Origin of the sequence: Arthrobacter sp. 147(2020), assembly GCF_013116715.1 — a bacterium.
In the GTDB taxonomy this organism is placed as follows: Bacteria; Actinomycetota; Actinomycetes; order Actinomycetales; family Micrococcaceae; genus Arthrobacter_D.
In genome coordinates this window covers 48,994-67,354 of sequence record NZ_JABFOM010000012.1, presented here as the reverse complement: position 1 = coordinate 67,354, position 18,361 = coordinate 48,994, and the positions used below count along the sequence as shown (strand labels likewise).

Here is an 18,361-nt window from a genome sequence, read left to right as displayed (position 1 = left end):
GACCCGACAAAAGAAGGCTTTCCATGACCTCCTCCACCACCAACGACGAATTCTGGGACGGTCCCGGCCTTCTCCGCGCCTCCGAGCCGCTGGGCACCGACGAATGCTGGGCTCTGATAGCTGGGCAAACCACGGGGCGGATCGGGTTCCTGAACGAGGGGCTGGTGACGATTTTCCCCTTGAACTGCATCGTCTACGACCGGGGCGTGTACTTCCGCACCGCTGAAGACGGCGTGATCGCCCGGAGCGCCTTGGAGCGGGCAGCGTTCCAGTTCGACCACATCGACACGGTTGCCCGGAGCGGTTGGACCATCCTGGTCAACGGCAGGGTGGAACGGGTCGCGGACCCCGAACTGCTGACGACGCTGTGGGGCCGGCCCACCGACGAGCCGTGGGCCCCCGGCCAGCGCAACCTCTTCTTCGGCATCACCGCCGACAAGATCAGTGGACGGCGCGTCCACCCGACCTATTAGCTACCCCTCGGGTCGTTCCGGGTCCAGCAGTTGCGCCAGGTGAATGCCGCGGCGCTCGCTGAGGTCCTCCAGTTGGGTCCGGCAGGAGTACCCGTCGGCCAGCACGACGGCGGCGTCAGTGGCTCCCCGGACTGCCGGGAGGAGCTGCTGCTCGGCGACCGCCACCGAAATGTCGTAGTGCCCGCGCTCCACACCGAAGTTCCCTGCGAGACCGCAGCACCCGCCAAGTTTCTGCAGCGTGGCACCCGCGCCCTCCAGAAGGGCCGCGTCGGGGCTCCAGCCCATCACCGCATGGTGGTGGCAGTGCGGCTGCGCAACAACAGAGGTCCCAACGAGCGACGGTGGGGTGTAGCCGGGGGCCTTCGCGAGAAACTCGGCGAGGGTGTGGGTGGCCTCGGCCACCCGACCGGCCGTGGCGTGACCGAGCAGCTCGACGGCGTCGGACCGGAGCACGCCCGTGCAGGACGGTTCCAGGCCAACGATGGGAATGCCCCGGTCAACCGATTCCCCCAGCACCGTGACGCTGGAGCGCAGGATTTTCCGGGCGGCATCGAGCTGGCCGGTCGAAATCCAGGTAAGACCGCAGCAGACCGGCGCGTCGGGGATCAGCACCTCATAGCCGGCGGCTTCCAGCACCCGTACCGCTGACTGTCCTACGTCCGGCGAGAAGTTGTTGGTGAACGAATCCGCCCAGAGCAGCACCTGCGGCCGGTCCTTGGCATTGGTTCCGGCGCTAACACTGGTTCCGGCACTGGCGCTGGCCCGCGCGGTGAACCAGGAGTGGAAGGTCTGCGGCGCGAACGCGGGGATGGAGCGCCGCTGGTCGACGCCGGCCAGCCGGAGTCCCAGCTGACGGACGCCGGGTAACCGGACCAGGGCATTCACCAGCCGAGGTGCGAAGGCGGCCAGTTTCGCCCAGCGCGGTAGCCAGCCCAGCGAGTAGTGCGAAGCGGGCCGGATCCGGCCCTTGTGGCTCTGGTGCAACACCTCGGCTTTGTAGGCGGCCATGTCGATGCCGGTGGGGCAATCCGAGGCGCACCCCTTGCAGGACAGGCAAAGGTCCAGGGCGTCGTGTACCTCGGGTGCCCGCCAGTTCGGTTTCCCGCCCGTGGTGCCGCCGGTGACCGACCCGTTGATCATCTCCTGCAGCACCCGTGCCCGGCCCCGGGTGGAGTCCTTTTCCTCCCGGGTGGCCAGGTAGGACGGGCACATCACTGAGCTGTTGTCAGCGTGCGACGCCCGGCACAACCCCACGCCGGTGCAGCGGTGGACCGCCTGGCTGAAGTCGCCGTCGTCGTGCAGGTACCCGAAGCCCAGTTTGGAGCGCAGTGGACCCGCCTCGGCCACCCGGACGTTCGCGTCGAGCGGTTCCGGGTTCACGAGGATGCCGGGATTGAGGATGTTGTCCGGGTCGAGGATGCCCTTGACCTTCCCGAACAGGGAGATGGCTGCGGGCGAGTACATGTAGGGCAGGAGTTCGCTGCGGGCGCGGCCGTCGCCGTGTTCACCGGAGAGGGAGCCGCCGTAGCGGGCCACCAGTTTCGCGGCGTCGGTGAGGAAGGCGCGAAAGACTGTGGTGCCGTCGTGGCCCAGGGGAAAGTCGAGGCGGATGTGGACGCAGCCGTCGCCGAAGTGGCCGAAGGGGAACCCGGTCAGCTGGTGGGTGAGCAGCAGGTCGTCGAATTCGCGGAGGTAATCGCCGAGCCGTTCCGGCGGCACAGCGGCGTCCTCCCAACCGGCGTGGGCGGGTGCGCCGGCGGGTGAGCGGCCGGCGAGTCCGCCGCCGTCCTCACGGATCCGCCAGAGCGCCAGCGCTTCCCGCGGGTCGGTGATGATCCGTGCGTGCCTGGCCTGCTCGATGGCGCTGAGGCGTCCGGCGCGATCTGCGACGTCGACGGCGTCGTCCCCGGAGATCTCGACGAACAGCCAGGCTGCACCGCCGGGCAGTTCCGGTACCGCCTGCGGTCCCTTCCTGGAACGGACCACCTCCACGATGCGCGAGTCGAGGCCTTCGCAGGCGGTGGGACGGAAGGGCAGGACGGAAGTGACGGCGTCGCCGGCGTCGCCGATGGTGTCGAACCCGAGCACCACCATGGTCTTGTGCGGTGCGTCGACGACGAGCCGCACGCCGGCCTCGAGCACGACGGCGAGGGTGCCCTCGCTGCCGACCAGCGCCCGGCGCAGGTCGAAGCCGCGTTCCGGGAGCAGGTGCTCGAGGGAGTAGCCGGAGACCTGACGGCCGAAGCGGCCGAGTTCGGTCCGGATGGTGCCGAGTTCGGCGCCCACCAGCGAGCGCAGGGCGTCGGTTTCCGGCGACGACGGCGTGCCGTCCGCGCCAAGGTAGAGCCGGGTGCCCGAGCCGGTGACGACGTCGAGGTGGGTCACGTTGTCGGCGGTGCGACCGTACGCGAGTGCCCGGGATCCGCAGGCGTTGTTGCCGATCATCCCGCCGACGGTGCAGCGGGTGTGGGTGGACGGGTCGGGTCCGAAGCGGAGCCCGTGGGTCAGGGCCACCTTCTGCAGGGTGGCGTGCACGGCGCCGGGTTCGACGACGGCGGTGCGGGTTTCGGCGTCGAAGTCCAGCACCCGGTTCAGGTGGCGGCTGAAGTCGATCACCACGCCGGCGCCGATGGAATTCCCGGCCAGAGAGGTGCCCGCGCCGCGGGAAGTGAAGGGGATCCCGCGTTCCCGGCAGACGTCCAGGGTGGCCAACACCTCGTCGAGATGGCGGGGGAAGACGACGGCGGTGGGCTGCACCCGGTACAGCGAGGCGTCTGAGGAGTAGGTGGCGCGCGACGTTGGGTCCACCCGTACGTCGGGGACGCCCCGGGACTGGAGTTCGGAAACCAGGGAGGTGGGTGCTGTGAGCGTCGTCGCCATGAGTAACATGTTACTCACCGTGTCCAGCCCATCCTTCCCTGAACCATTGTGGAACCCACATGGGGAACGTAGCGTGAGGCTCATGGAGTATCTACGGCATGTGACCTCCCTGCTGTTCATCCTGTCCTTCTGGCCCATGATGGCCGGCACTGTCGAGCTGCCCCTAGCTCTCTGCTTCCCCGTTGCCGCCGTCCTCCTGACCCTGGTCAATGAGGTGGTCATCCAACGGCGGCGGAAGGCTGACGAGGCGTTCACCAGCCAGTTCAACCCCAATCCCACCCTGGTTCACGCCTACCGCGAGGATTTCTAGGCGGCTTTCCGTCCGGCACGCTGCGCGGACGGCGGGTGCGCCGCCGTCGCGCATTACCCTTGGAGTCATGTCACCCGCCGACGACGACGCCCGCACCCCCACCGCGCGGCCGCCGTCCCTCACCGACCGGACCATCGAGGCCGTTCGGGAGGGAATCCGGAACGGCTCACTGGTCCCCGGCGAGCTGTATTCGGTCTACCGGTTGGCTGATGAACTGGGTGTCTCCCGCAGTCCGGTCCGCGACGCACTGCTGCGGTTGGCGGAAACCGGGATGGTGGCGTTCGAACGCAACCGCGGGTTCCGGGTGGTGGTGCCCGGCGCCAGGGAATTGACCGAGATCATCGCCGTCCGGCTGGCCCTTGAGGTGCCCGCAGCGGAACGGGCCGCAGTCCGCGCCACCGACGTGGACCGGGTTGCCCTGCACGCCGAGCATCTGGCGATGCAGGAGGCGGTGCTCGCGGGCGACGAAACGGCCTTCATGCTGCACGACCAGCGCCTGCATGGGCTGCTGCTGGATCTCGCCGGCAACGCGCACGCTGCCCGGATCATTGACAACCTGCGGGATGCCACGCGGCTGGTCGGCGCGTCGACGATCAAACAATCGCGGTCCCTGGACGACGTGTACCGGGAGCACCGGCCCATCCTGGACGCGATTGACGACGGCGACCCGGGCGCCGCCGGTGCCGCCATGCGCCTCCACCTGGATTCCACTGGGAAGCTGCTCCTGCGGGGTGCAATGGGAGCCACGGATACGTCGCTGTGGGAGGACCTGGTCGATCCGGTGTCCGGACCGGGCGACAGGTAACCGGATGACCGAAGAGGTGGAGCGGCGCCCCCGGGGTGGGCTCGCCGCAATGTGCATCACCCAGACCACGAGCTGGGGATTGCTGTACTACTCATTGCCCGTGGCCGTGGTGCCCATCGCGCAGGACACGGGGTGGAGCGCAGCAGCGATCACCGCCGCGTTCTCTGCCGGGCTAATTGTTTCGGCGGTGGTGGGGATCTGGGTGGGCCGGTTGCTGGACCAGCGCGGACCCCGGCGCCTGATGGTGACCGGCAGCCTGGTCGGTGTTGCTGCACTGTTGTTGGTGGCAGCGGCCCCGAACCTGCCCGTCTTTGTTGCGGCCTGGCTGGTGGCAGGGCTGGCGCAGGCCGCCGTGTTCTATCAACCCGCCTTTGTGGTGCTGACCCGCTGGTATGGGCCGGCCCGGGTACGTGCCCTGACCACCCTGACCCTGGTTGCTGGGTTTGCGTCGCCGATCTACGCGCCGTTGACGGCGCTGCTGATCGAGAGTGTCGGTTGGCGCTCGGCCTACGTGGTGCTCGCGGTCGCCTTGGCGGTAGTCACCATCCCGCTGCACTGGTTCTTCCTGAATGCGCAGTGGTCGGTACCGGTACCTGTTCAACCCCGGCAGGCAGTCACCCGCGACGTCCGGGTGACGACGCGCAGCCGTCGGTTCATCATGCTGCAGGTGGCGGTTGCAGCGGCCACCCTTGCCCTCTTCGCGGTGACGTTCAACCTGATTCCCCTCCTGCTGGAACGCGGCCTCGACTACCGGACCGCTGTGCTCGCGTTCAGCCTGATCGGGGTGGGCCAGGTCATCGGCCGGCTGTTCTTCGCCGTTCTCCCTGGGAAGGCGAACCCGGTGCGCCGTGCGGTGCTGTTGCTGGCCGCGGGCGCGACCAGCCTGTGGCTACTGGGTCTGCTGCCCGGGCCGGCGTTTGCGCTCATTGCGGTGACGGTTCTGGCGGGCGCGGTCCGCGGCTGCGTCACCCTGCTCCAGGCGACAGCGGTTGCCGACCGCTGGGGTACCGCGAACTTCGGGGCCGTGCAGGGCGTGTTCGTGGCGCCGGTGACAGCGGTCGGTGCTCTGGCTCCAGCAGCGGGGCCTCTCCTCGCGGGGCTGCTCGGAGGATATCCGGCGATGGCACTGGCCATGGCTGGGGTGGCAACCCTTGGAGTCCTGGCTGCGGCACGCTCCTGAGTGTCAGCCGTCAGAAGTCCAGGACACCGTCCCGAGCTGGTCGGCCTGCGGTGCGACTTCTGGCACGATGGTGTGGTGGAATCTCAATCTGTCGCCCCCGTAGACCAGCAAGCAGGTATTCGGATGTGGCAGGACTATTGCGCCGCTCATCCCGAGGCCGTCGCGGCGTCACCCGAGTACACGATCGAACATTTCGGAGACACCCGGCGACTGGCTGATGAACTGCTTGCCCATGTCCTCAGCGGACGGAAGCGTGCGACGGCGGAGCTTGTGCTCGACTTCATCGCCCGCGGCGATCAGGTGCCCCGCATCGGATCCCACTGGATAGCCTGTGACGGAGGTGGGATACCTCGCATCATCATTCGCAGCCTGGAACTCCGGATCGGTGATTTCACCAGTGCAGATGCTGCGTTCGCCGTCGACGAAGGCGAGGACGATTTGAGCCTGGAGAGCTGGCGGCGCGAACACCGCCGGTACTGGACCCGGGTAGCAGCAGCCCAGGGGCGGCACTGGTCCGAAAGCGATGAGATCGTGTTCGAGCGTTTTGGCGTGGTGTGGCCGCCGGAACATGCTGACTCCGCCCTAGGCTAGACGTCCGGCAGCCTCTGCCAGGTACAGCTCACACGTTGCGTTGTAATAGTCATTCGTCGCACCCTGATGCTTCATCCCGATGCGCCTACAAACACTTTGAGAGGCTGTGTTCTCAACCGAGGTTACCGCGATGACTCGGGGCCCGAGTGTGACCGCTCGGTTCCCAGCCGGTCGCTCATACACACGGCAGGGCTCCTACTCCTCGGATAGGTCCTTGAAGTAGCGGGCTACCGGCCACCGCTCAAAGCCAACGGCTTCGTACGCCTGCCGGGCTGCGGCGTGGCCGGGGTCATCCCCTGTTTCCACCATGACCATTCGCATCCCCGCGGCTTTTGATCGTTCGAACGAATGTCGCATGAGGGCGCGCCCAACTCCCTGTCGCTGGAACTGGGGATCCACCGCGAGTACATAGACTTCGCCCATCCCGTCCTCCGTGTGCAGCCGGGTACATACCCATCCGGCTAGATCCGCGCCGACAAACGCCAGGTTTACGTTTTCAGGCTCGTTGTCGAGGACCGCCGCAAGGTCGTTGTGCTGTCTTTCCCTCCACCCTTCGGGGTAGAAAGCATCGTAAACAAAAGGAGATACGGCCTGTTTGACTAAGGGAAAGACCGGTTCCCACGCGCGCAGTGATAAGGCCAGAACGTCTTCCCTTTGGCTCTCAACAAATGGAGTGATGCACAGCACTCCCCCACCCTATCTCGCCCCACGAGACCCGTAGCCGGAGCGCTATCTTCAGTGAAGATGGGCTAGCGAACTCTCAGCAGATGCGGCACAGTAGCCCGAAGGGAAGGGAGATCCATGTCATTCCAGGCTTACCTCGACGCGGTCGAAAAGAAGACGGGGCTAACCCCGCGCGAGCTGATCGAAATCGCTCATCGGCGCGGCTTAGGTCCGGACACCAAGGCAGGTCCCATCCTGACTTGGCTCTCTGAGGAGTACGGACTTGGCCGGGGTCACGGTATGGCCATGGTGCATGTCATCACGAAGGGCGACAGCATCGGTAGCAAACACGTAGGCACGGGGACCACCCACAATGACCCGAAGGATCACCTGTGGCTGGATGGTATTGCCACTAAGCCAGAGGACTACTGAACGCTGGAGAAGTATCCCGGCGAGCTCTCGCTAAGAAACACTAGTCCTGTGATGTGGCGGCGATAAGCGCACGCATGGTGCGGTTCAGTTCGCTTACCTGGTCTCGGGAAAGGTTCAAGCGTTCCATCATCGTGCCGGGCACAGAAAGCGCCTGCGCACGTAATTTCATTCCAGCATCGGTCAGGCCTACGTTAAGGGCCCGTTCATTCCCACTAACCCGTTCCCGGGTGATGAACCCTAACGCTTCAAGGCGTTTGAGCATTGGTGAGAGGGTCGCGGACTCCATCAGGAGAACTCCGCTCAAGGATTTTACGGTCCGCGGGCTCTGCTCCCATAGGGCGAGCATCACCAGGTATTGAGGATGCGTAAGGTCGAGGTCTTGCAGAACGGGGCGGTAGGCGTTGACCACGCTTCGGGAGGCTACCGAGAGGGCGAAACAGAGTTGGTGCTCAAGCAGCAGATCATCCTCTGCGGCAGGACTGGTGTCCGTGCTATTAGCCTCGGGGGAGACGTCTTTGGGAGGAATGCTCATCGCTGCGGCGTCCGGGGGTTGAGGTACGTCGACCCGTCGGCGTTTCGGACTATCTCCCATTGCTCCAGCTCTTGCTGCCTACCGCGTTCGGCAGCGTCGCCCCGATACACGATCTTCCCCTCGGTGTTGCCGCGCGCTGCAGGGCCCAGGAACATCTGAAGCTTACTGGTGGCTTTCATGAAACGGACCGTAAAAGAGGTCTTTCGAGCCATGTGTGATCCTTAGAACGGGGGAAGTATCGGCAATAGTTAGTCTACTAACAGTTAGTGCACTAACCAAACCGAACGACGCCACATCCGCCTTAGCTGCTCAGGTGATTCGGGAGCCGGTTCCCGGGCGCCCGGCCCCTGATCTCCAAGAGCTCCCGCGCATGGGCCTCCAGCCGGCGGTCCTCCTCCGACCGGGGAATCCACCCCGGAACCGCAACGGCCGTCCCCGTCTCATCCCGGGCCACCATGACGGTCAGACAGTAGGTGGTCAGGTGCATCTCATCCTCGGTGGGCCTCCCGGACCTGACGTGGACCGCAATGTGCATGCCCTTGTTTCCGGTGTAGACCAGCCGCGCTTCCACCTCGACCACGTCGCCGATCAGCAGCGGACGGTAAAACCGCACCCCGCCGGAGAACACCGCCACAGTGTCCTGCCCGCAGTATCGCGCCGAGCAGACGTAGGCGGCCTCGTCGATCCAGTCCATGACCGTGCCGCCGTGTACCTTCCCACCCCAGTTCACGTCGGTGGGCGCGGCAAGGAATCGCAGCACTACCTTCTCGGCGGTGCCTTCATCGGTGTAGACCTGCCCGCGCATCGCCTCAACGATCTCTTCGCGCACGGCGATGCGGGCTATGGCCGCGTCGCGACGACTGATCTCCTCTGGCGTTGACGGCTCGTACGTCGGGACCGGGACCGGCTTGCCGTCCTCCCCCACCGCCACGAAGATCACCAGGCACCGGCTGCGCATGGTGGGCCCGCTGCCCTTTACATCACCAGACGAGACAACCGTCTGGATGTGCAGCGACGACCGGCCGGTGTACACGATGGTCGCCTCGACCTCCACCATGTCGCCCACGTTGACCGGGTCGGAGAAGTGGATGTTGCCGACATACGCGGTGACACAGTAGCTTTTCGCCCAGCCGACCGCGGCGGCGTAGGCGGCCTTGTCCACCCACTCCAGCACCGTCCCGGCATCGACGGACCCGCTGTGCCCGAGGTCTGTGGGCGCGGCCAGGAACCGCAAGGTCACCGAGTTGGTCTGATCCATGGAGACAGTATTGCTCACAACCGCCCGGCCGCGGCTATCTGTGTCGACGGTTAGCCGCCACCGACCGGCTGACGCTCCACACTCTCTGCAATCTCCGCGAGACGGTGCGCCCGCGCGGATTCAGCGAGGGTGAACGGCTCGCCCGTCCGCCGGAACAGCAACGGCCCGTGCCAGGCCGTCGGGATCTTCAGGATGGTCCGGTCCGTCGACGACGACGGCGGCGGCGCCACCTCACAGGGCTGCACCACCTCAGCGGACAGCAACTCGGCCACCACATGCCGCAGCTCGCTGGGATCCCGGGTCAGCCGGGCCGCGAGCGTCAACGCCTTCGTCTGCCCATCCGCGAGGGCAAGCGCCGTCGTCGGCCAGATGCTGGCAGCCCGCCCGCCGGCGTCGTGCAGGACCCCCAGAATGTCATCCTCCCTGAGGCCGCCCGGCGCGGACAGCACAAACTCGTCCAGCGTGCCGAGCTCGGCGGGGTGCACGTGGATGCTGAGGATATTGATGTCGAGCCGGGCCAGCCGCCGCGTGATCCGCTCCAACGCTCCGGGTTCGTCACGCACCAGGACGCGCGCCCGCCACAGGGCCGCCGCCGTGTCGAGACGGCGTCGCCGTCGGATCGCCGGAGCGTGAAGGAAGGAACGCAGCAGCCTGGCAGCCGCCGGGTCAGCCACGAAGATCACCAGCGCGGTCGCCGTGACCGCCAGGACCAACACCTTGGCCAGGTACGGCAGGTGGGTGTTGACCACGGCGGCGTGCACCAGCAACTCGATGGGGAGCATCACCGCCACATTGGCGAGCGTCACCCGGGTCTTTCCCGGTTCGGGAAGTTGACCGCACGAATCACAGATCAGGTCGGCAGTCGCCGCATGGGTCAGGTGTCGCTTCATACCTCCAGCATGCGGTCCAGCTGTTTCGCCTGCATTGCGATGTCGTGACCGTTTATCACCAAACGCCGTGGGGACGATATTCTGGGGTCACTACCCGCGCACCACCGAAGCCCCCGACACCGTCGTCCGGGCGGACCGCGCGACTGAGCCAGCACCCGCAGACCGGGTCCGCCCGACCAGGGCAGCTGGCCGGACACAGCGCTGGAACCCCCAGCGGCAGGAAGGGACTGATAGTGCACCGCGACCCATCGGAATGCCTTGACACATGGATGAGCCGAGAGGCTCTGGCCGAGGGAATGATCCCCGTCATCGGGCGGCTGTACCGCGAGAACAACGTGGTGATCAGCATTCACGGGCGGAGCCTCATCAACAAGTCGGCGATGAACATCCTCAAAGCCCACCGGTTTGCCCGCCGGATCAGCAAGGAAGAGCTGTTCCTGGAGGAGACCGCACCGCTGCTGCGCACCCTGGTGGACCTGGATCTGGGTGCCGCGGCCATCGATATCGCCCGGCTCACCCAGAAGTTCAAGGCCGACGGCGGCGGGGCCTCCCTGGAGGACTTCCTCCGGGCGGAACTGGCTGACGTCGTCGACAAGCGCGGCGCTGACGAACGCACCAGCACCGACGTCGTGCTCTACGGGTTTGGCCGTATCGGCCGCCTGGTCGCCCGACTCCTCATCGAGAAGGCCGGCGGTGGCCACGGGCTGCGCCTGCGCGCCATCGTGGTCCGCAAGGGCGCCGACAATGACCTGATGAAACGGGCCAGCCTGCTCCGCCGCGACTCGGTGCATGGCAGCTTCGAGGGCACCATCCGGATTGACGAGGAAGCCAACACGATCACCGCGAACGGTGTCCACATCCAGGTCATCTACTCGAACGACCCCTCCACCGTCGACTACACCGCCTACGGCATCAGGGATGCACTGCTGGTCGACAATACCGGCCGCTGGCGCGACGAGGAGGGACTGTCCAAGCACCTGCAGAGCAAGGGCATCGCCCGCGTGCTCCTCACCGCACCGGGCAAGGGCGCCCTGAAGAACATCGTGCACGGCATCAACCACAACACGATCCTGCCCACCGACCAGATCGTCACCGCCGCCTCGTGCACCACCAACGCCATCACCCCGGTGCTGAAGGCGATCAACGACCGGTTTGGCGTCGTGCACGGGCATGTGGAGACGGTGCACTCCTTCACCAACGACCAGAACCTGATCGACAACTTCCACCAGGGCGACCGGCGTGGCCGTTCGGCGGCGTTGAACATGGTCATCACTGAGACCGGCGCAGCGAAGGCCGTCGCGAAGGCGCTACCCGAGCTTGAGGGCAAGCTGACGGGCAGTTCCATCCGCGTACCAACTCCCGACGTGTCGATCGCCATCCTCAACCTCACCCTGGCCGACGGCACCAGCAAGGACGAGGTCAACACCTACCTCCGCGAGACGTCGCTGCACTCCGATCTGCGGAAACAGATCGACTACATCGACTCGCCCGACGTCGTTTCGACCGACTTTGTCGGCTCGCGCCGGGCCGGGATTGTTGACGGGCTGGCAACCATCGCGAACGGCACCAACCTGGTGCTCTACGTCTGGTACGACAACGAATTCGGCTATAGCTGCCAGGTGGTTCGCGTCATGGAGGAAATGGCCGGCGTGAACCCGCCGTCGTTCCCCGCCAAGGAACCCGTCGCGGCCACCGTGCGGTCCTCCGCGGTCTAAGACACGCCGCCCGCACCACAGCACCGCCACCAGAATCGCCGGTTAGGATCAGGTTCGCCGCTTGCTAGCGGCGGATCTTGCCCTAACCGGCGATTCTGCGTTCGGCGGCCCCGGGTCGGCGGCCGCGTCAGGGGATCTTGCTCGGAACAGGGTCCTTACGGCGAGCGGTGGCGGAGCCAGTCCTCGAAGGAGAGCCCGTCGACCGGGCTGTCCGGGGCGAGGTTGTCGCCGCTGCTGAAAAATTTGCCCAGCGCACCGGGCAACGGGACGGTGACCTGCCGGCTGGTGGTTCCGGTGACGTCGCGGTAGATCCGGGCAAGCTCGGCCATGGCGAGCACGCGCGGTCCGCCGATGTTGATCACTCCGGTGGGGGCAGGCTCGTGGGTTGCCGCATCGGCCAGGGCGCCCGCCACATCCTGGACGGAGATCGGCTGGAACGCTGCGCCCTTCAGGACCGGCAGAAGTCCCACCTTCCCTCCGGCGTCAAACACTCCGGCCACGAGGTTATGGAACTGGGTGGCCCGCACGATGACTGAGGGGACCGCCGAGTTCTGGTAGATCTTCTCCTGCCGCACCTTCGCACGGTAGTACGAGAAGTCCGCGCGATCCGCGTTGACGATCGAGAGCAGCACCGCCCGGTGCACCCCGGTCCGGAGGGCGGCCGCCAGCAGGTTCAGCGCGCCGTCGTCGAGCGCTCTTGCCCCTTTCCCGACCCGGCCGTCCAGGACGTCGATCAGGACGTCGGCCCCGTCCAGCGCCTCAGCCAGATTGTCGCCTTCCGTCACATCGGCCTGGACGTACTCGGCACCTGAGACCCAGCGGCGCGAGTGATGGGCGGGAACGTGGCGGCTCACTGAGCGTGTTTGGTGGCCGCGTCTGACGCACTCGTCCACCACGTGGTGACCCACCAGGCCTGTGCCCCCGACAACCACTACTTTCGCCATGGCCCTCAGGGTACGCGAGGGTGGAAGGACGTGCCAGAGGGCGGAACCTAGGCCGTCCGGACTCCCGGAAGCGGAGGTTACCCGCGCCGGACTACTAGAGTCGAAGCATGGAACAACGAACTCTAGGCAAAACCGCACGCTCCGTTTCGACCGTAGGGCTGGGCACCTGGCAGCTCGGCGCTGACTGGGGGGATGTCGACCCGAAGGACGCCACCGCGATCCTCCACGCCGCAGTCGACGCGGGGATCAACTTCTTCGACACCGCCGATGTGTACGGCGATGGGCGCAGCGAACAAACCATCGGCGCCTTCCTGGCGGACAACCCCGGGCTGGACATCACCGTCGCCACCAAGATGGGCCGCCGGGTGGAACAACAGCCGGAGAACTACACGCTGGCCAACTTCCGCCAGTGGATCGACCGGTCGCGCACCAACCTCCGCATGGACACCCTCGACCTGGTGCAGCTGCATTGCCCGCCGTCGTCCGTGTATTCGGACGCGGAGGTCTACGATGCGCTCGACACCCTGGTCAGCGAAGGCGCCATCCGCAACTACGGTGTCAGCGTTGAACGCACCGACGAGGCCCTGGGCGCCCTGAAGCACGGCAATATTGCCACCATCCAGATCATCCTCAACGCCTTCCGGCTCAAGCCTCTCGACGAGGTGCTGCCGGCAGCGAAGGCCGCCGATGTCGGCATCATCGCGCGGGTCCCGCTGGCCTCGGGCCTCCTGTCGGGCAAGTACTCGAAGGATACGACGTTCGCCGAGAACGATCACCGGAACTACAACCGCACGGGGTCAGCATTCGATGTCGGTGAGACGTTCTCGGGCGTCGACTTCACCACCGGACTCACCGCGGTGAAGGAGTTCGAGGAACTGGTTCCCGACGGCGTCACCACCGCCCAGGCGGCCATCGCCTGGATTGCGGCCCAGGACGGAGTCACCAGCGTGATTCCTGGTGCCCGCACCGTGGAGCAGGCACGCGCCAACGCCGCGGCTGCCGACACCGGCGCTCTCGGCGCTGAGCTCAACAAGGGTGTCGCCAAGATCTACGACCGGCACTTCCGCGAAGCCATCCATCCCCGCTGGTAGTTTCTCGGCCTCCGGCTAGCACCGCATTAACGACGGCGGCCCCCACCCTGCGAGGGTGGGGGCCGCCGTCGTATACGGTGCTGTTAGTAGATGCCCGGCGTCAGGCGCCGAACAGTGCCGACACGCGGGTCATGGTCTGGAAGACCCCGTAGGCCAGGGGCAGTGCCACCAGGGCCCATACGAAAATGGTGCTTGCTGCCTTCATCTCATACCTCCATTGCAGGTTCTTTAGCGCCGGTCCCGGTCTCGGGTGCCGCCTTGGGTTCGTGGAACTTCGAGTCGACGGGCTTGATCATCAGGTTGGCGATGAAGCCGATGATCAACAGGCCGACCATGGTGAGCAACGCTGGCTGGTAGGCAGCAGCGGTGAGCTCGCCCGGGATGCCCTGGGCGTCGAGGAAGCCGTTGATGATCAGGGGTCCGGCGATACCGGCTGCGGACCAGGCGGTCAGCAGTCGGCCGTGGATGGCGCCCACCTGGTAGGTGCCGAAGAGGTCACGCAGGTACGCGGGAACGGTAGCGAATCCACCACCGTAGAAGGACAGGATCACGAAGGCCAGCACCACGAACAACAGGGTGGTGCTTGAACCGAACAGTGAAAGCACTGCGTACAGTACCGCGCCGGCACCCAGGTAGACCATGTAGATCCGCTTGCGGCCGACAATGTCGGAGGTGGAGGACCAGACGAACCGGCCACCCATGTTAGCGATCGAGAGCAGACCCACGAAGCCGCCAGCGACGGCGACGGTGATTGCCGTGGTGCCGTCCGGTTGGCGGAAGAAGTCCTGGATCATCGGGGACGCCTGCTCAAGGATGCCGATGCCGGCCGTGACGTTGCAGAAGAGCACGATCCAGACCAGCCAGAACTGCTTGGTCTTGATGGCGTTCTTGGCTGAGACGTTGTCGGTGGTGACAAGAGGCTTGGACTTCAGCGTTGACGGGTCGAAGCCTTCCGGCTTCCAGTCAGCTGCGGGCACCTTGATGGTGAACGCGCCGAACATCATGTACACGAGGTAGACGGCAGCAAGGGTGAGGAAGAGGAAGCCGACCGCTTCGCCGCTGGCAACCCAGCCCTCGGCGTCCGAGTTCGGGTCGTACATCCGCAGCAGCTGGGTGGACAGAGGGCTGGCGATCAGCGCGCCGCCACCGAAGCCCATGATGGCCATGCCGGTGGCCAGTCCTGGCCTGTCCGGGAACCACTTGATGAGGGTGGAGACAGGCGAGATGTAACCGATGCCCAGGCCAATGCCGCCGATGAACCCGTAGCCCACGTAGACGAGCCACAGCTGGTTGGTGAAGATGCCGAGCGAGCCGATGAGGAAACCGCTGGTCCAGAACAGGGCTGAGGTGAACATGGCCATGCGGGGGCCGTTCTTGTCCACCCAGGTGCCCATCACTGCGGCGGAGAGGCCCAGCATCACGATGGCGATCGAGAAGATCACACCGATCTGGGTCAGGCTCGCGTCGAAGTGCTCAACCAGTGCGGTCTTGTACACGCTGGTGGCGTAGGCCTGGCCGATACACAGGTGCACCGCCAGCGCTGCGGGGGGAATCAGCCAACGGTTAAACCCGGGCGGGGCGATGGTGTGTTCACGGGCAAGCCAGCTCATCAAGTACTCCTTCGTCACGGAGAGCGTGGGGGTGCAGCCTGGACGGCAGCCACGGACGCTACGTTCAAATGTTCAATGTTCAACTTCCTAAGGGTAGACGAAGATCACACCGTCTGTTGAACAGCCGTTGAGTGCCCGAAATCCCCGGGGATCAGGCCCGCGGCGCGAGCGCGGCGTAATAGCCGGGGATCTGCTCCGGCTGGCCCTTCGTCCTCATGGCCACCGCGTCAATGGTGACCGACCCGTCCTCGAGGACTGTCCAGTCGCTGTCGTCAAACGCCGCCAGCCGTTCGGCGGGCCCGAAATGGCCGGGTTTCGGCAGGCCGGCGATCGCCAGTTTAAGCGGCCGGGGAATCCGACGCGGCGAGGCACCCAGACGGGCAATGTAGTCCAGAGCGTTGCCCCGGAAGTTCGTTTCGACAAGGAAGACCCGCCCCTGCTGGCCCACCAGGGGCAGCAGGTTCGCGGCCAGGGCAGACCGTGCCGCGGGATCGAGGATGTGGAAAACCCCGCGGACAAATACGTTGCAGTCGCCCAACTCGGCAGCCAATAGGTCTCCGGCACCCGCGGCCGTGCAATCGAGGGCACGAAAATCGACGTTAGGCAGGTCGGTGGTTTGCTCCCGGGCTCGGGCAACCGCGCCGGGCGCGACGTCAACGCCGATGGCCTGTGGGAAGTGGCCCGCCAGGAGGCGGGTGAAGCTGCCGTGGCCGCACCCCACATCCACCACGGGCAGGGCCGGGTTCAGGGTCCGCTGCAGTGCGGGCAAAAAACTGGCGAACTCATGGTCAGTGCCGGCGTCCCACAGCACATCCCCGTCGGCACCGGTTCTCTGGATCCGCCCCCAATAGCCCTCCCAGGCCGTGTTCCGGTTCCTGGGCACCCGTGAGGACAGCCTGATGATGGAGGGCAGCAGGAGGTACTTCTTCAGGGGAGACACCCGCCTAGCCTATGCCCTGGGTTCGTCGTTGGTCCGATTCCTGGCCGGGGCGTCGCGGTCAACAGCGCCGTCCAGTCCGCCCGTGATGACCCCCGCCATGTTTGCGGCCTTCATCGGTCTGGCGAAGAAGTAGCCCTGGCCCAGGCAGCACCCCATGTCGGCGAGGATCCGGGCTTGGTCAGCGGTTTCGATTCCCTCCGCGATGGAGGTGAGCCCGGCCGCTTCGATGAGTTGCAGGCCGGCTGCAATGAACTTCTGCTGCCGCGGATCCTTCGCAATGTCCTCGATGAGCGAGCTGTCCATCTTCACGGCCTGCGCCGGGAGCTTCCGCAGGTAGCTGATGGAGGAGTACCCGGTACCGAAGTCGTCAATTTCGACGCCGACCCCCAGCGCGCGCAGCGCCCGGAGGTTCGCGGTGCTGGCACCCGGGTCGGTCATCAGCGACGTTTCGGTGATCTCGACGATGAGCCGTCCGGACGGAACCGCGTGATCGACCAGTCTCCGTTTGATGAGTCCGAGCAGTCCCGGGGTGCTGCTCGTGGCGGCCGAAAGGTTAACCCGCACCGCGAAGTTGCGGCCGGTGAGCAGGCGCTCCCAGTCTCCCAACTGGGACGTGACTTCCCCGATCACCCATTCGTCAACGTCCAGGACCAGCCCGCTCTCCTCGGCGATCCCGATGAAGTCCTCCGGATGGAGGAGCCCACGGCGGGGATGCTGCCAGCGGACCAGCGCCTCGGCCCCCACCACTGCAGAGGTGGTCAGCGACACTACTGGCTGGTAGTGCACCCTCAACTCGCCGACCGGAATTCCCCGGCGTAACTCCTCGAGGGTGTTGAACCGCTCGTGCGTGGCCTTCAACATGGCTGGGTCGAATACCTGGACATTGCCCCGGCCCCGCTTCTTGGCCACATACATCGCGGTATCCGCGTCCCGCATCAGGTCCTCACCGGTCTGACCGGTTTCACCACACCGCACGCCGATGCTTGCGAAGGTGCGGATACTGATTCCCGACACCATCATCTCCGGGCGCAGGGCTTCCAGGGCGCGGCCCGCGATCTCCAGGGCAATCCGGTCGGAGGTTTGCGGCAGCAGCACCGCGAATTCGTCGCCTCCAAGCCGGGCAACAGTGTCGGTGTCCCGCACCGCCGAGGTCAGGCGCCGCCCCACCTCGATCAGGACCTCATCTCCCGCCGAGTGGCCGAGGCTATCGTTGACGGCCTTGAACGCGTCGAGGTCCAGCAGGATCAGCGCGGCCGGGTCCATCCCTTGCGCGGCGGCGACCATCTCGGAATCGATCCGACGCCGCAGCATATAGCGGTTGGGCAGCCCCGTCAGACTGTCGTACATTGCCAGCCGCTCCAGTTCGACCTGGGCTGCGTGCAAGCTGGCGGTCCGGTCCTGCACCCGCTGTTCCAGCTCCTTGTATAGGAACTCCAGTTCCTCGGCGAGCAGGTTCACCCCGCTGATTACCGCGTCTACTGAATCCCGGGCGGGTGACACCTCAAGCCGCGCCGACAGATCTCCCGAGGACAGCCGGACGATTCCCTCGACAAGGGCGTCGAGCCGCTGGTCGGGGAGATCTTCCACTGGCTATTCCTGCCTCAACCAGTCGGTCGCATCGGTCTCGGAGGTGAAGAACCTGGTGGGACAGGGGAGGGCGCTGACCCCCAGGATAAAATTGGCGATCACCTTGTCCACCTGGGAGGACCCCAGCAGCGCGATCCTGGACGCCGCACACGGCAAACCAAACACTTCCCGAGCACCACGGCTCACGGCCTTGGTGGTCGCCATGTCGACCAGCATCGGATGGCGCGCGCCAGCGCACAACTCGTTTACCCAGTCCATCGCGCGGCGGGCATCTTCCTCGGCGATCGAGATTCCCCTCGCCCAGCGCAGCCGCAGGATGCTGTCGGTTCCCAGCGCAAGGGTCGCGTCAATCCCCTCAATCCCGTCCGGAAGGGACTCAGCCACGACGGATCGCCGGATGTTCCCATCGGGCTGGCACGCGCGGGGCGCGCACCGGTGGAGCTAAGACCATGGATATAGC

Annotated in this window: 19 protein-coding genes; 8 read left to right on the top strand and 11 right to left on the bottom strand. The window is 65.9% G+C overall.

Annotated elements, in window-relative coordinates:
• Window positions 1-23: 23 nt before the first annotated feature.
• Window positions 24-473, top strand: a complete 450-nt coding sequence (locus HMI58_RS10045) for a pyridoxamine 5'-phosphate oxidase family protein (protein ID WP_171619466.1) — start codon at window positions 24-26, stop codon at window positions 471-473.
• Here HMI58_RS10045 and HMI58_RS10040 read toward each other — a convergent pair whose 3' ends face one another.
• On the bottom strand, window positions 474-3,362 hold the full coding sequence (locus HMI58_RS10040) for an FAD-binding and (Fe-S)-binding domain-containing protein (RefSeq protein WP_171619514.1): 2,889 nt from the start codon (window positions 3,360-3,362) through the stop codon (window positions 474-476).
• A gap of 73 nt (window positions 3,363-3,435) precedes the next feature.
• On the opposite strand from HMI58_RS10040, the gene HMI58_RS10035 reads away from it, so the two are divergent.
• From HMI58_RS10035 to HMI58_RS10020, 4 genes are all read left to right on the top strand, one after another.
• Window positions 3,436-3,663, top strand: coding sequence for a hypothetical protein (locus HMI58_RS10035; protein WP_171619464.1), 228 nt, complete (start codon window positions 3,436-3,438; stop codon window positions 3,661-3,663).
• Between the two features lie 67 nt (window positions 3,664-3,730).
• Complete coding sequence (locus HMI58_RS10030) at window positions 3,731-4,468, top strand: GntR family transcriptional regulator (protein ID WP_171619462.1); 738 nt, start codon at window positions 3,731-3,733, stop codon at window positions 4,466-4,468.
• 4 nt (window positions 4,469-4,472) lie between these two features.
• A complete protein-coding gene (locus tag HMI58_RS10025; protein WP_225668020.1) occupies window positions 4,473-5,648 on the top strand; it encodes an MFS transporter in 1,176 nt (391 codons plus the stop codon).
• A gap of 123 nt (window positions 5,649-5,771) precedes the next feature.
• Window positions 5,772-6,239, top strand: a complete 468-nt coding sequence (locus tag HMI58_RS10020; RefSeq protein WP_171584678.1) for an ASCH domain-containing protein — start codon at window positions 5,772-5,774, stop codon at window positions 6,237-6,239.
• A 195-nt stretch (window positions 6,240-6,434) separates the two neighbouring features.
• On the opposite strand, the gene HMI58_RS10015 is transcribed toward HMI58_RS10020, so the two are convergent.
• On the bottom strand, window positions 6,435-6,926 hold the full coding sequence (locus tag HMI58_RS10015) for a GNAT family N-acetyltransferase (protein WP_318779181.1): 492 nt from the start codon (window positions 6,924-6,926) through the stop codon (window positions 6,435-6,437).
• 114 nt (window positions 6,927-7,040) lie between these two features.
• On the opposite strand from HMI58_RS10015, the gene HMI58_RS10010 reads away from it, so the two are divergent.
• Window positions 7,041-7,334, top strand: a complete 294-nt coding sequence (locus HMI58_RS10010; protein WP_171584425.1) for a DUF4287 domain-containing protein — start codon at window positions 7,041-7,043, stop codon at window positions 7,332-7,334.
• Between the two features lie 40 nt (window positions 7,335-7,374).
• Here the strand turns inward: HMI58_RS10010 and HMI58_RS10005 are convergent, their stop codons facing one another.
• The 4 genes from HMI58_RS10005 to HMI58_RS09990 form a co-directional block, all read right to left on the bottom strand.
• Window positions 7,375-7,866, bottom strand: coding sequence for a MarR family transcriptional regulator (locus HMI58_RS10005; protein WP_171619460.1), 492 nt, complete (start codon window positions 7,864-7,866; stop codon window positions 7,375-7,377).
• Window positions 7,863-8,045 carry a hypothetical protein gene (locus tag HMI58_RS10000; protein ID WP_171619458.1) on the bottom strand — a complete coding sequence of 61 codons (183 nt, stop codon included), beginning with the start codon at window positions 8,043-8,045 and terminating at the stop codon, window positions 7,863-7,865. The genes HMI58_RS10005 and HMI58_RS10000 overlap by 4 nt, the downstream gene beginning before the upstream one ends.
• A 122-nt stretch (window positions 8,046-8,167) precedes the next feature.
• On the bottom strand, window positions 8,168-9,124 hold the full coding sequence (locus HMI58_RS09995; RefSeq protein ID WP_171619456.1) for an acyl-CoA thioesterase: 957 nt from the start codon (window positions 9,122-9,124) through the stop codon (window positions 8,168-8,170).
• A gap of 50 nt (window positions 9,125-9,174) precedes the next feature.
• The gene (locus tag HMI58_RS09990; RefSeq protein WP_171619454.1) at window positions 9,175-10,014 is read right to left on the bottom strand and encodes an ACT domain-containing protein; all 840 of its coding nucleotides are present in this window, start codon (window positions 10,012-10,014) and stop codon (window positions 9,175-9,177) included.
• Between the two features lie 233 nt (window positions 10,015-10,247).
• Between HMI58_RS09990 and HMI58_RS09985 the strand changes: the two genes are divergently transcribed.
• Window positions 10,248-11,729 carry a glyceraldehyde-3-phosphate dehydrogenase gene (locus HMI58_RS09985; protein WP_318779182.1) on the top strand — a complete coding sequence of 494 codons (1,482 nt, stop codon included), beginning with the start codon at window positions 10,248-10,250 and terminating at the stop codon, window positions 11,727-11,729.
• A gap of 155 nt (window positions 11,730-11,884) precedes the next feature.
• Here the strand turns inward: HMI58_RS09985 and HMI58_RS09980 are convergent, their stop codons facing one another.
• On the bottom strand, window positions 11,885-12,673 hold the full coding sequence (locus HMI58_RS09980; RefSeq protein WP_171619450.1) for an NAD(P)H-binding protein: 789 nt from the start codon (window positions 12,671-12,673) through the stop codon (window positions 11,885-11,887).
• A gap of 107 nt (window positions 12,674-12,780) precedes the next feature.
• On the opposite strand from HMI58_RS09980, the gene HMI58_RS09975 reads away from it, so the two are divergent.
• Complete coding sequence (locus tag HMI58_RS09975; protein ID WP_171619448.1) at window positions 12,781-13,764, top strand: aldo/keto reductase; 984 nt, start codon at window positions 12,781-12,783, stop codon at window positions 13,762-13,764.
• Between the two features lie 206 nt (window positions 13,765-13,970).
• On the opposite strand, the gene HMI58_RS09970 is transcribed toward HMI58_RS09975, so the two are convergent.
• From HMI58_RS09970 to HMI58_RS09955, 4 genes are all read right to left on the bottom strand, one after another.
• Window positions 13,971-15,374, bottom strand: a complete 1,404-nt coding sequence (locus HMI58_RS09970) for an OFA family MFS transporter (RefSeq protein WP_171619446.1) — start codon at window positions 15,372-15,374, stop codon at window positions 13,971-13,973.
• 151 nt (window positions 15,375-15,525) lie between these two features.
• Complete coding sequence (locus tag HMI58_RS09965) at window positions 15,526-16,314, bottom strand: class I SAM-dependent methyltransferase (RefSeq protein ID WP_318779183.1); 789 nt, start codon at window positions 16,312-16,314, stop codon at window positions 15,526-15,528.
• A gap of 9 nt (window positions 16,315-16,323) precedes the next feature.
• A complete protein-coding gene (locus tag HMI58_RS09960) occupies window positions 16,324-17,901 on the bottom strand; it encodes an EAL domain-containing protein (RefSeq protein WP_171619444.1) in 1,578 nt (525 codons plus the stop codon).
• 3 nt (window positions 17,902-17,904) lie between these two features.
• Window positions 17,905-18,261 carry an STAS/SEC14 domain-containing protein gene (locus HMI58_RS09955; RefSeq protein WP_318779186.1) on the bottom strand — a complete coding sequence of 119 codons (357 nt, stop codon included), beginning with the start codon at window positions 18,259-18,261 and terminating at the stop codon, window positions 17,905-17,907.
• Between the last annotated feature and the right edge of the window lie 100 nt (window positions 18,262-18,361).